The organism is Sediminicola arcticus (assembly GCF_040566695.1).
Lineage (GTDB): Bacteria > Bacteroidota > Bacteroidia > Flavobacteriales > Flavobacteriaceae > Sediminicola > Sediminicola arcticus.
On record NZ_JBEXAE010000004.1, the window covers coordinates 40,175 to 52,400 of the forward strand.

General features: G+C 36.3%; 17 protein-coding genes. 10 read left to right on the forward strand and 7 right to left on the reverse strand.

What is annotated here, in order from left to right; all coding sequences use genetic code 11:
- The first annotated feature begins 64 nt into the window (after nucleotides 1-64).
- Nucleotides 65-757: a LytR/AlgR family response regulator transcription factor gene (locus tag ABXZ36_RS09420; protein WP_354615265.1), complete on the forward strand. Its 693-nt coding sequence runs from the start codon at nucleotides 65-67 to the stop codon at nucleotides 755-757.
- 35 nt (nucleotides 758-792) lie between these two features.
- Here the strand turns inward: ABXZ36_RS09420 and ABXZ36_RS09425 are convergent, their stop codons facing one another.
- Together ABXZ36_RS09425 and ABXZ36_RS09430 are read right to left on the reverse strand one after the other, a co-directional pair.
- Nucleotides 793-1,626, reverse strand: coding sequence for a universal stress protein (locus ABXZ36_RS09425; protein WP_354615266.1), 834 nt, complete (start codon nucleotides 1,624-1,626; stop codon nucleotides 793-795).
- A 75-nt stretch (nucleotides 1,627-1,701) separates the two neighbouring features.
- Complete coding sequence (locus tag ABXZ36_RS09430; RefSeq protein ID WP_354615267.1) at nucleotides 1,702-2,025, reverse strand: HPF/RaiA family ribosome-associated protein; 324 nt, start codon at nucleotides 2,023-2,025, stop codon at nucleotides 1,702-1,704.
- A gap of 291 nt (nucleotides 2,026-2,316) precedes the next feature.
- Here ABXZ36_RS09430 and ABXZ36_RS09435 point away from each other — a divergent pair, with 291 nt between their 5' ends.
- The 4 genes from ABXZ36_RS09435 to ABXZ36_RS09450 are packed head-to-tail and all read left to right on the forward strand — an operon-like array spanning nucleotide 2,317 to nucleotide 4,002.
- The gene (locus ABXZ36_RS09435) at nucleotides 2,317-2,946 is read left to right on the forward strand and encodes a WG repeat-containing protein (RefSeq protein WP_354615268.1); all 630 of its coding nucleotides are present in this window, start codon (nucleotides 2,317-2,319) and stop codon (nucleotides 2,944-2,946) included.
- Nucleotides 2,947-2,960: 14 nt separating this feature from the next.
- Nucleotides 2,961-3,386 carry a hypothetical protein gene (locus ABXZ36_RS09440; protein ID WP_354615269.1) on the forward strand — a complete coding sequence of 142 codons (426 nt, stop codon included), beginning with the start codon at nucleotides 2,961-2,963 and terminating at the stop codon, nucleotides 3,384-3,386.
- A gap of 12 nt (nucleotides 3,387-3,398) precedes the next feature.
- Nucleotides 3,399-3,623: a hypothetical protein gene (locus ABXZ36_RS09445; protein ID WP_354615270.1), complete on the forward strand. Its 225-nt coding sequence runs from the start codon at nucleotides 3,399-3,401 to the stop codon at nucleotides 3,621-3,623.
- A 10-nt stretch (nucleotides 3,624-3,633) separates the two neighbouring features.
- Entirely contained in the window at nucleotides 3,634-4,002 is a 369-nt protein-coding gene (locus ABXZ36_RS09450) for an arsenate reductase family protein (RefSeq protein WP_354615271.1), read from the forward strand.
- 12 nt (nucleotides 4,003-4,014) lie between these two features.
- Here ABXZ36_RS09450 and ABXZ36_RS09455 read toward each other — a convergent pair whose 3' ends face one another.
- The 3 genes from ABXZ36_RS09455 to ABXZ36_RS09465 are packed head-to-tail and all read right to left on the reverse strand — an operon-like array spanning nucleotide 4,015 to nucleotide 6,573.
- On the reverse strand, nucleotides 4,015-5,007 hold the full coding sequence (locus ABXZ36_RS09455) for an MlaD family protein (RefSeq protein ID WP_354615272.1): 993 nt from the start codon (nucleotides 5,005-5,007) through the stop codon (nucleotides 4,015-4,017).
- A gap of 7 nt (nucleotides 5,008-5,014) precedes the next feature.
- Nucleotides 5,015-5,785, reverse strand: a complete 771-nt coding sequence (locus ABXZ36_RS09460; RefSeq protein ID WP_354615273.1) for an ABC transporter ATP-binding protein — start codon at nucleotides 5,783-5,785, stop codon at nucleotides 5,015-5,017.
- Between the two features lie 5 nt (nucleotides 5,786-5,790).
- On the reverse strand, nucleotides 5,791-6,573 hold the full coding sequence (locus ABXZ36_RS09465; protein ID WP_354615274.1) for an MlaE family ABC transporter permease: 783 nt from the start codon (nucleotides 6,571-6,573) through the stop codon (nucleotides 5,791-5,793).
- A 262-nt stretch (nucleotides 6,574-6,835) separates the two neighbouring features.
- Here ABXZ36_RS09465 and ABXZ36_RS09470 point away from each other — a divergent pair, with 262 nt between their 5' ends.
- The 5 genes from ABXZ36_RS09470 to upp all read left to right on the forward strand — a co-directional run bounded on the left by ABXZ36_RS09470 (nucleotide 6,836) and on the right by upp (nucleotide 10,009).
- Nucleotides 6,836-7,246 carry a hypothetical protein gene (locus tag ABXZ36_RS09470; RefSeq protein ID WP_354615275.1) on the forward strand — a complete coding sequence of 137 codons (411 nt, stop codon included), beginning with the start codon at nucleotides 6,836-6,838 and terminating at the stop codon, nucleotides 7,244-7,246.
- Between the two features lie 3 nt (nucleotides 7,247-7,249).
- Entirely contained in the window at nucleotides 7,250-7,894 is a 645-nt protein-coding gene (gene deoC, locus ABXZ36_RS09475; RefSeq protein ID WP_354615276.1) for a deoxyribose-phosphate aldolase, read from the forward strand.
- A 10-nt stretch (nucleotides 7,895-7,904) separates the two neighbouring features.
- Complete coding sequence (gene deoD / locus ABXZ36_RS09480) at nucleotides 7,905-8,603, forward strand: purine-nucleoside phosphorylase (protein WP_354615277.1); 699 nt, start codon at nucleotides 7,905-7,907, stop codon at nucleotides 8,601-8,603.
- A gap of 46 nt (nucleotides 8,604-8,649) precedes the next feature.
- The gene (locus tag ABXZ36_RS09485; RefSeq protein ID WP_354615278.1) at nucleotides 8,650-9,282 is read left to right on the forward strand and encodes a Crp/Fnr family transcriptional regulator; all 633 of its coding nucleotides are present in this window, start codon (nucleotides 8,650-8,652) and stop codon (nucleotides 9,280-9,282) included.
- Between the two features lie 73 nt (nucleotides 9,283-9,355).
- The gene (gene upp, locus ABXZ36_RS09490; protein ID WP_354615279.1) at nucleotides 9,356-10,009 is read left to right on the forward strand and encodes a uracil phosphoribosyltransferase; all 654 of its coding nucleotides are present in this window, start codon (nucleotides 9,356-9,358) and stop codon (nucleotides 10,007-10,009) included.
- A 38-nt stretch (nucleotides 10,010-10,047) separates the two neighbouring features.
- On the opposite strand, the gene ABXZ36_RS09495 is transcribed toward upp, so the two are convergent.
- Together ABXZ36_RS09495 and ABXZ36_RS09500 are read right to left on the reverse strand one after the other, a co-directional pair.
- Nucleotides 10,048-10,824 (reverse strand): patatin-like phospholipase family protein, encoded by a 777-nt coding sequence (locus ABXZ36_RS09495; RefSeq protein WP_354615280.1) that lies wholly within the window; start codon nucleotides 10,822-10,824, stop codon nucleotides 10,048-10,050.
- A gap of 33 nt (nucleotides 10,825-10,857) precedes the next feature.
- Complete coding sequence (locus ABXZ36_RS09500; RefSeq protein ID WP_354615281.1) at nucleotides 10,858-12,150, reverse strand: MgtC/SapB family protein; 1,293 nt, start codon at nucleotides 12,148-12,150, stop codon at nucleotides 10,858-10,860.
- Nucleotides 12,151-12,226: the final 76 nt, after the last annotated feature.

Consider the following 12,226-nt stretch of genomic DNA (forward strand, 5'->3'; position numbering starts at 1 on the left):
TCCAAAAAAATGACCATTTGTTGCCTATCAGAGTACTTTGGAGATACTTTTTAAAACCAATACTATGCAATTAAAAAGTATCATTATCGACGATTCCACCATGCAACGTTTGGCAGTTGCCAAGCTTATAAAAAACCATCCCCAACTGATTCTTTTAGCCGAATATTGCAATGCCATGGAGGCAAACAAGGGAATTAAAGAGCTAGAGGTAGATTTGATTTTTTTGGATATTGAAATGCCTATTATCAATGGTTTCGACCTTTTGGAATCCCTAAATAGAAGACCCCAAATTATTCTTATTACCGGTAAAAAGGACTACGCGTTCAAAGCATTTGAATATGGGGTTACCGACTACCTTCATAAACCGATCACACAAAGCCGCTTTAAGGCTTCAATAGATAGGGCAATTAACAATTATAAGCTCATTCATGGGAACGAAGAAGACAAAGAATTCTTTTTTGTGAAAACCAATCTCAAAAAAAGAAAAATTTTTATGGATGATATCGAATGGATTGAAGCTTTAGGAGATTATATTAAATTGATCACCAAAGAAAGAAATGTCATAGTCCTTTCGACGATGAAGGCTTTTGATGAGAAATTACCAAAGGATAAATTCTTGCGCATCCACAAATCCTATATCGTAAATTTAGAAAAGATAGAGCGTTTTAATAGTAAAATAGTGGAAGTGCATGGTAGGGAACTTCCCATAAGTAGGCATAAAAGACCGCGATTGGAAAAAGTGTTGAAAAATCTTTAAGTATCACTATAGTATTAGATGCTACACTTACTTCTTTAAATCCTAAAGGTCATAACTGGAATATGAGCATGATTGGCCATGTTTTCTCCTAAACTGCCTACAAAAAAATGAGCCCACCCTTTTCTACCATGGGTGGGAATGGCTACCAGATCTGCATGTATACTTTTACAGTAATCTAAAATCCCGTGTTCAATGGAATAATCAGTTACGTAAGCCACTTCCAAATTATTTAAATTTAGGTCCCTTATTTTGGACATAAAATAGGTTATCCTTTTATCCAAGTCAGCTTTGGTGATGTAATATTCATTGGGCCTATTCACATAGACCAAATTAATTTTTGCCTCATAATCTGAAAATAATTTAACGGCATGGATAAAGGCATAAAGGTTCTCAATTTTAAAATCACAAGCGAAGACCACCTTTCGCAATTTAAAATGAGCATATCTTTGTTTGATGACCAGAACAGGGACTGATGACGTTCTTACCACTTTTTCGGTATTGGAACCGACAAAGAATTCGCTCAACCCTTTCGAACCATGGGACCCCATAATAATCAAGTCAATCTCTTTTTCTTTGGCCAACTCATTGATCTCACTAAAAACCTTAAAATTTTGTACTATTTCTGTGATTTTAATATTTGTTAAATAATCCCTTTCCAAAAATGTACTAAAGCGTTCTTTAGCCAAAGATATATAATACTTTGCCTCTGCCATTTCTATAGCTTCATTAGCCGCAAATACCGACTCTGATAAACCCAACATATGAAATACTAAAATTTCAGCATTATTTTTTTTTGCGAGACTTGCCGCAACTTCTAAGGCATATTCTGAAAATTCAGAGAAATCTACGGGAACCAATATCTTTTTCATAATACGGTTATTTTTATTGTGGCCATAGTAGCTTTAAATCTAGAACTACCAAATTAGAAAGCAATGAAATATGGGTTAAGGATTGGAATTAATGATCTTAAATTTATTGTTTCGTTTTTCATTTTGTTTTTTAAGCAGCCTTTCCAAATCATCTAAGGTTGCAACAGCAGCTTTTTCAAAATGTGTCTCATTGGATTTTGCAAACAACCTTGGCCCAGGAGCGCTAAGTTCAATTTCACAGATCTTGCCTTTTTGCGTTGGATCGTTTTCCAATTTAAAATATACATTGGCAGAAATCACCCAATTGTAACGATCCCCCAACTTATCCAATTTTTTGGTCACAAATTCTGTCATTGCAATACTGGTAGGCATTTTAACATATTGAATATTAATGGTCATAATTTATGTATTTTTAGAATATTTATCTTTTATAATTTACAATCACTTGTCTTTCTGATTATTACAGACAATATCGGTCCTTTTTAAGCTTGTCACCTATTTAGTGACCGCAGCCATTCACCCTCAAAATGATATATCCTTCCATAAAAATAATTACTTTAAGAACAAGTTACTATGACTATTGTCATTTGTACAATAATACAGGGAACTACCATTATGTATAACTGATAATTATCATTTCATATAAGTAGCTCTTATAATACTTTGGCAGTATCCTATAAATAAAACATCATGAAAAATAAAGTAACATTCGTCTGCATCTTTCTAATGATCCCATTCTTTACCATAGCACAGGCATTGACGGGAATTGATGAAATAGCCCCCTACAACGAAGGGTTAGCAGCAATAAAAAAAGGCGGACAATGGGGCTTTATGAACACCAAGGGAGACCTTGTTATTGGTTTCAGGGACGATTTGGTATGGGATCATACGGGTGACACCTCATCCTTTGGTATCATGAGTTTAACACATCCAACTTTTAAACAAGGAAAATGCCCTGTCAAAAAAATGGTAGAAGGAATACCTTACTATGGATTCATTGATACTTCTGGCACATTAGTAATCGATTATCAATTTTTAAATGTCGCCCAATATGAAAATGGATATTTCACGGGCATTATTTTCGAAAAAACATTAAAGGGTGAAAACGAATTCAAACTAAAAATCTATGACTATACGTTTCATGAGGTACTCATGGATTCGTCCGGAAACATCGTAGAATATTTGGCCAAGCCTACCAATATCCAAATGACCTCTAAAAGATATAAAACACCATGGCTTAGGACCAAATTACTCAATGATAATTTGATAGCTGTGCGCAATGAAGACAATATGCTAGAAATTAAAAAATTAACCCAATAGATACCATAAAGGCCATGAACACCAAAAACAACTGGGAAGAAGTATACGTTTTAACGGAACATTGGAAATCTGATCTGCTTTTTTACAAAGATGACCTTCTATTTTTACATCATCTTATTGACAAATATTTCATCTGGATCACCAAGCCGGAAAACCTTGTTATGGTAAAAGAAATTAAGGTCGATCTTTTTGATCTGGGAATAAAATGTGGTGATCTTTTGGAGAAAGTAGGCAAACATATCATTCAATTGGGATATTTAGTAGAAAACCAAAAAAGGGAAGATTCAGGAATTTTTACCATGGAACACCAACACCTAGAAAATGAAATAACTACATTTGTAAAAACCTTTCGGCTCAATAGAAAGGAAGTCTTTGCCATAACCGAGTATATTATGGATAGTGAAGCTTTTTATAACATCATGGAACCAAAACAATCTTAAACAATCACGAACATGATCAATTCTAAGTCCATATTGACAAAAATAACCCAATTGACTTTAAATATCGAAACCAACTACCCTGAACTATATCGGTTTTTGGATGAAAATCCAGTGACCCTACCCACTGAAAACCATCCAAATATTGATGAAGATGCAATGAGTGCATATTTGGAAAGTTTAAAACAATTGCTAAAGCACCATATAGAGACACACAAAACAATCATCAAGACCACTTAAAAGTATTTTCATGGGAGAAATAGCTACATCAGAGCGACAGATTATTTTGTATTACAGCTCAAAATCGAATCGTGCGAAGCAGACTTTGGCGTATGCAAAAGCGGAAGGACTTCCAATACATGAAATAGATATTTTAAAGACCCCTGTGACCGGAACACAAATTGCAGAGATTGCAGATAGGCTAAAAATGGAAATTAAAGACTTGGTAAACCAAGACCATCCTATTTACAAAGCCCGATTTAAGGAACACCACGATTTTTCGGATGACGATTGGATTAAAATGATTCGCCACAATCCAGATATCATGAAACAGCCCATCGCCATTAGAGGAAAAAATACAATACTAATTGAAACCCCAACAGATATCATTAAGATTTAAGGTACATTAATATTAATTTTCATCCCTTTCTTCTTCTTTAAGTCTTTTTCTTTCCAATTTTTTAAAATAGCCCCTGAATAAAAAGTTGTGCTTAAGGGCCTCCATGTTTTCATCAAATTTTTCTGTTCCCGATTCTATATTTATAAGAGTTGCGTCCAATTTTTTGACCAAAAGGGAATCTGTGGTCAAATAATCCAAGGCTCCCTCCCCCTCTTTTATATTTTTGACCAAGGTTTGGACGTCTTTGGTAATCTCTTCCATTTTTAAACTAGTGGATTGTAAATTATGAATAACCTGCTTCATTTGGTTACCAGAGATGGTATCACTAAGTAGTATCCCGGCTGTACTTTCTTTTAAATCAATCAAATTTACCATACTGTTCAACTTAGCAAAGGCAATATTGGCTTGCTCACTTGTAAATTTAAGATTCATAATTATCTTCTCCAGATTAGAAGCCATTATGGTATCGTTCAATAAAAGGCCCATGGTTCCTTTCCCCTTGGTCAAGGATTGGGATACCTTTAGTAGATCTGCCGTCAACATCGCAGCATTTTCATTGGTCACATTTAAAGTACTCAACATATCCTCAGTGGCTATTCTGCTGTAGGAAGAAATCTCATCATTATTCTGGACTAAAGGGGCGTTGTTTTTTCCAGGGATAATATTGATTATCATACTTCCCACGAGTCCATCGGAGCCAATGGTCGCAATGGCATCTTTTTTAATATATTGCTGCATTTTCTCCTCTATGGCCATGCGAACCCTTATAAGTGTATCGCTTTCCATTTCAATTGCCTTTACAGTACCCACTACAATTCCCGAGAACCGTACATTATTTCCCAAAATTAAGCCGTTAACATTATTGAATTTTGCACTAAGGGAAAATGTTTTACTAAACATGCTTTTATTGTTCCCAATTAAATAGGACGCCACAACCAATAGGATGGTCCCAATAATTACAAAGAACCCTAATCTTATATTATTTCGTGAAGTTGATTTTACCATGGTCCTATTATTTAAAGAAGGCCTTTATTTTTGGATCTATTGCCTTTACTAGTTCATTATATGTTCCTTCCGCGTAATTAATGCCGTCTACCAAAAGAATCATACGATCTGCAATGACCCTGGCACAATCCACATCGTGGGTTATGATTAAGGAAGAGGTCTCGTATTTCTTTTGGATCCTAAGCATTAGTTCAATAATTTCCTTGGAAGTAATGGGGTCCAATCCACTCGTTGGTTCATCATACAATATGATTTTAGGGCGAATAATCAATGTTCTGGCCAAGGCTATCCTTCGTTTCATTCCTCCCGAAAGTTCGCTCGGCATCATATTCAAGGTATGAGCCAACCCTACATTTTCCAAGGCTTCCAAAATAATAGCATTGGAATCCATCCCTTTTTCAAATCTCTTTTCATGTCGTCTCAGCGGAAATTCTAAATTTTCCTTTACGGTCATGGAATCATAAAGAGCACTACCCTGGAACAGAAACCCAATTTCAGCCCTCAACTTGTCCAACAAAGTCCTATTTAATTGGGTCACTTCGTAGCCCATAATATTAATTGACCCACTATCTGCTGTTTCCAATCCAACCAAACACTTAATTAGAACAGATTTTCCAGAACCAGATTTGCCCATAATTACTAAGTTCTCTCCTTTGTAAAGTTGCATTTTAAACCCATTGAGCACATGATTGTCACCAAAACTTTTTTTGACATCCTTTATATCAATTACCTTTTCCCTTGTATCTGTCACATTCGAACTATTGGTAGTATCATTCATAGGCATTAGAGATCATAAAAAATATCTGAGATAAATACCGCCACAAAATCTATAATAAATATTAACATGGATGCCATTACCACGGCGGTGTTGGCAGCCACCCCTACTCCAACAGTTCCCTTCTTGCAATGATACCCTTTGTAACACCCAACCAATCCAATGGCAAAACCAAAGAAAAAAGATTTTGTCACTGCCGGGATTAGATCACTAAACCCCAAGGATTCAAAAACTTTATTAAAATAGAGCGCAAAGGATACTTCCCCTTTTAGATTTTCTACCAAAAACGACCCGTAAAGCGCAAAAGCATCACCTATCACAACTAAAATGGGTACCATCAGCATGGTGGCTAATATCCGGGTTACTACCAAATATTTAAAAGGATTGGTCCCAGAAACTTCCATCGCATCTATTTGTTCCGTAACCCTCATAGATCCCAGTTCAGCTCCCATACCAGAAGCAACTCTCCCAGCACAGATAAGGGCTACGATCACCGGACCAATTTCCCTAACAATCGATATCCCTACCATGTTGGGCATCCAAGAGACAGCTCCGAACTCCTGCAAGGTTGGCCTGGTCTGTAAAGTTAATACCAATCCAATGATAAAGCCGGTAATCCCAACTAAAGGTAAAGATCTATTACCTACGCTATAGCATTGATGCAATAGTTCCGAAAACTCGTAGGGAGGTTTTAAAAACTCTCGAAAAAATCGTCTCGAAAAAAAAGAAAGATCCCCTATCTGATCAAAGAACTCTAGAATCCCACTTTTTATTTGAGTAATAAATCTCATGATCCTATACTAAAGTTTAACGGTCTATATCAAATATAACATCGTTTATTTTCCATAAAAATGACCATGGTCATGCCTCATACGGCCTAACCTTAATTTGAAAATGGCATCTTAATGGGCTAAGAAGGAGGTAATACTATTAGTTTTTTATAATCTTGATAAAATGGATTGTTATGCAAAAACCATTATTTGCAACTGATAATAATCATAAAATAGGGAAAACAAGAACCTTAATTTTGAACATAACTCAATACGCTCCATTATGTTGAATTCACAGAAAATAGGAAATGAACTGTATCAGAAACTAGGTAAACTGTTTTATGCCATTGCAATGGCTGACAATGACATACGACCAATTGAAGTCAAAAGGCTAAAAGAAACGGTAAAGGAAAAATGGTTGGATGTAGATGAGATAGAGGACGAGTTTGGGACCGATGCAGCCTATCAAATTGAAATTGTCTTTGATTGGTTACAGGAAGAGGAAGAAGACGGTCAACTCTATTTTGATGAGTTCAAGGAATTTGCTGAAGAACATAAAAATATGATCAACCCTAAAATTAGTACCTTAATTTGGAAAACCGGAGAAGCTATTGCAGCATCTTTTGCTGGTAAGAACAAATCGGAATTAATTATCTTGGCCAAACTAAAGTTGTTTCTTAAAAGCTTAGAATAACCTATGCGCCTTGAAAGTTATATAGACCACACCATCCTAAAACCAACTGCAACAGAAGAAGATATTATCAATTTATGCTCGGAGGCAAAAGCCCATCGTTTTCACGGAGTATGTGTAAACGGATGCCATATCTCATTAGCAAAAAAAGAGCTCCTAGACTCCCCCGTTAAATTAGTTGCGGTAATAGGTTTTCCTTTGGGTACCATGAGTACTGCAACAAAAATATTGGAGGCTCTGGATAGTATAAAAAATGGTGCGGATGAGGTTGATATGGTCCTTAATATAGGTTGGATGAAATCCCAGCAATATGGATTGGTGCTAGAAGAGATCACAAAGATTAAAGAAGCCTGTGGTCCAGTGGTTTTAAAAGTGATCATAGAAACCTGTTACCTAACAACTAATGAAAAGCTGAAGGCATGTGAACTAATCATAAAAGGAAAAGCTGATTATGTTAAGACATCCACCGGATTTGGAACTGAGGGGGCCACCTTTACTGATGTTATCTTACTGAAAGAGAAGGTTGGAAACAAAATTAAAATAAAAGCTTCTGGAGGAATAAAAGATAGGGAGACTGCATTAAAATACATTAAATTGGGTGTGTCCCGGATAGGGACCTCCTCGGGCGTAACTATCTTAAACGTTCCTTAAATCTCTAAAAATGAGCACACATATTAATGCAAAAAAAGGTGATATTGCTGAATCCGTGCTCCTACCAGGGGATCCTTTACGAGCAAAGTGGATTGCTGAAACTTTTCTGGAAAATCCAATATGTTATAACGAAGTAAGGGGCATGTTCGGCTACACGGGCACCTATAAAGACAAAAAAATATCCGTACAAGGCAGTGGTATGGGTATCCCATCAGCTATGATCTACTATCATGAACTCATCAATGATTTTGGAGTTAAAAATATGATCCGTGTTGGCTCTGCCGGTTCCTATCAGAAAGACGTTACCATTAGAGATATTGTTTTGGCAATGGCAGCATCTACCACCTCGGGAATCAACAATTGCAGGTTCATTAATGCCGATTATTCCCCTACCGCCAACTTTGATCTGTTTATGAAGGCGGCCGTGTACGCAAAAGAACATAAGATTCCTATTAAGGCGGGCAATGTTCTTTCATCAGATGAATTCTATGAAGATGATCCCGATGCTTATAAAAAATGGGCCGAATTTGGTGTCCTATGCGTTGAAATGGAAGCTTCAGGCTTATATACCGTAGCTGCCAAATACAATGTAAAAGCCTTGGCTATTCTTACAATATCGGATTCTCTGATCACTGGAGAAAGAACAACTTCCTTGGAAAGAGAAACATCTTTTCGCCAAATGATAGAAATTGCTTTGGGGGTTTTATAATTAGCCAAAACGTTGCACCTTTAAAGAAATTATTTTAAAAGTTTATATGATTAAAGAACTAAAAGAAAACTACCAACATATTTTTGAGGAAGCCTTATTGGAAGAAATTAACCAAGTGGGGACCTATAAGGAAATTCCTGAAGGTTTCAAGCTAATGGAAATAGGTAATTATATAAAATCTATGCCTCTTCTTGTTTCCGGAGTAGTAAAAATTCTTCGTGACGATGAAAACGGTGATGAACTTCTGCTCTATTTTTTGGAACAAGGAGATACTTGTGCAATGACACTTACCTGCTGTATGGGGCATACCAAAAGTGAAATAAGAGCAATTTCAGAAACAGAAACCAAATTAATCATGGTTCCTGTCCACAAGATGGAAGAATGGATGGCCAAGTACCACAGTTGGCGAAAATTCATCCTAAAGAGCTATCATGAGAGGCTCAATGACATGTTCCATACAGTTGACAGTATCGCTTTTCTAAAAATGGACGAGAGACTCTTAAAATATCTAAAAGACAAAGCACGGGTAACAAACGATAATTCCATCAATAGCACCCATCAGCAAATTGCTTATGAACTGCATACTTCTAGGGTGGTTATTTCCCGTTTATTAAAAAAATTGGAAAATATGGGACAAGTAGCACTGTTTAGAAACCACATTAAATTGATAAATGAATAATCTATATGTTCAATGAAAGCATGGTACTTAAACTAGATTGAAAATTGTACTTTTAAAGTAAATAAATTGCACTATGACCATCCATAACTTTGGAGAAAACAATACCATTTTGAATCAATTTATTGCAGAATTGAGGGATAAGGATATCCAAAAGGACTCCATGAGGTTTAGAAAAAACATAGAGCGGATTGGAGAAATATTGGGATATGAAATGAGTAAAAGTTTTCTCTATTCCGATACAGACATCAGTACTCCTTTAGGATCCAAAGTAATAGCCTTACCCATTAATAATCTTGTGCTTTGCGCAGTTTTACGGGCTGGACTCCCTTTGCACCAAGGTGTGCAAAATTATTTTGATAAAGCCGAAAATGCATTTATTTCTGCCTATCGAAACCATTTGAACGGAGATAAAGCTTTTGAAGTGATTGTTAACTATTTAGCTGCACCTACCTTGACAGACAAGACCTTAGTCCTTATAGATCCTATGCTTGCTACTGGTAAAACCTTGGAGAACACATACAAGGCAATGCAAGACCATGGCAAACCAAAACAAATACACATTGTATCTGTAATTGGATCTAAACAGGGAGTTGATTATGCAAATAGCATCTTTCCCGAAAATACTCATCTATGGATTGCCGCCATTGATGAAGAACTTAATGACTACGGGTATATAATTCCTGGATTAGGGGATGCAGGTGACCTGTCATTTGGGTTGAAATTATAAGCAACACTAAAAAAATCATTGTTTCCTTAATTACAATCTTAAACCTTGTTTAAAATTAGCAAACCTTTTTCTGATTGAATTGCTTCCTTCGTTGCTTTATAACACAACTTATAAATCAAATCTGCATTTTTGAAGGAGAAGGTTCCATAATTAGTGAGGGTTTTGGGATAAATCAGTAAATCACAAGCTTTGAATTTAGCTGCGAGTCCATCTTTCATTTTTATTTGCAGAGCCCTATCCATTACATTGTAGGAATGTTTTAAATCTCCAATCTTTACTTTATCAAAGGGATTTACATATACCCCAATCACAGTATCGCAATACTTTTGAATGGCATCTACCGGAAAATTATTCAAAATACCGCCATCTACATAGTACTTCCCGTTGATATTTACCGGGGTAAAAACGCCGGGATATGCTGCTGATGCCAAAATTGCATTGATCAGTGGACCTTTATGGAATATTTTGGATGTTCCTTCCAAAATATCGGTTCCGGTAATAAATAATCTTTTTTTTAGGCCTTCAAAAGTGTCATGGGGTATATATTTTTTAAAGACTTCAAATAACTTATCAGAATCTACAAAACCAGGTTTTCCGAGAGCATAGGTATTGATGGAAAACACATCCACCGTTTTAAAAAATCCCAATATTTCTTCACAGGAATGGCCTTCTGCATAAAGGGCTCCTACTATAGCTCCGGCACTAGTTCCAGCAATATGGGTTGGATGTATTCCCATTTCTTCCATGGCCTTTATAGCCCCTATGTGTGCAATTCCACGCACACCACCACCAGATAGGACCAGACCTATATTCATATTAAAACTGTTTTAGTCATGTAGTTTTTATTTTTAACTGTTTAGGATTAAGAAGCCAATCAACCCAGATACACCTATAAGTCCATAGCCAAGGAGTACATGTTTTTTTAGTGATGGGCTACCGTACCACAATGCCAATCCAATTTTTACCACCGTATTAAAAATAGTTGCAAGGATAATGGCAATCTGTGCTGTTAAAACAGCAAGGGTGTCCCCTCCCAATTTAGATACCGAAATAGTAATGGCATCAATATCTGTCAAGGCACTTATAGCACTTGAAAAATAGATTCCTTTATCACCATATTCAGTACTAGCGTAACTTACCAAAATTAAGATTCCTGTAAATAAAATCCCAAAAAAAAGGGCATCCCTAATATTGAGGGGCTCGCCTAAAGGAATTGTCTCTTTAAGCCGTTCATTGGAGGTTCGTTTTTTATAGAAGTAGAAAGTAACCGCAAGTCCAGTAAACAATAGTACTAATAAAGGCACTAATAACTCTTTCAACAAGGCTTTATTAAAGATAAAAACCAGTACGGCTACCCGTAGGATCATGACTGTAGCAGCTGCGAATATGCCCATGGCATAATTGCCGGACAGAGAGGGCACTTCCCTGCTTTTCTTTGAAAAGGTCCATGTTACAACGGTACTGGATACCATACCACCAAATATACCCGTTAACAATATCCCCCTATCCGTACCTAGAAATTTCATTAGGATATAACCAATAAATCCGATGCCAGAGGTCAATACTACCACCCACCCTATTTCTCTTGGATTGATTACATTGAACGGTCCATAATTTTTATGGGGTAAAAAGGGTAAAATCAAAAGAGCAATTACCACGAATCTCACAAATGCATAAATTTCTTCCTGCGTTAACTGACCAATAATGCTTTTCAATTTAACTTTTAGGGATAGGATAACTACAACAATGACCATAAAAGCAAGGCTTTCTGTTAAAAACCCCATAAGCGTAAGTCCTCCCAATAAATAGGTAAAAATAGTAGCGAATTCGGTAGTACCTCCAGTCTTTCCTTTACTGGCATCTATCCAATAAGCTATGGCCACCAAAAAAACAACCCCGAAGAATCCTATGGCGAATACCCATTCATTCAATATAAAACTCAAAAGGGCAGCAATAAAACCAAAAAGAGAAACAATAGTAAACGTGCGCACCCCAGCAAAAAGTTCTTCTTTTTCAGAATGCTTAGAAAACTCCCGTTCCAATCCCAACACAAAACCAATGCCTGCAGCCACCAACATTCTGTATAAAAACTCTATTTGGGTAAGCTGTAGATGCTCATTATGTATGATAAAATCCTCCATCTTTCGTTCTATAGGTTAAAATAGAATACATCGTCTTTTGTTTCCAACTATTGCGGAAACAAGGAGAAGGCAAGAT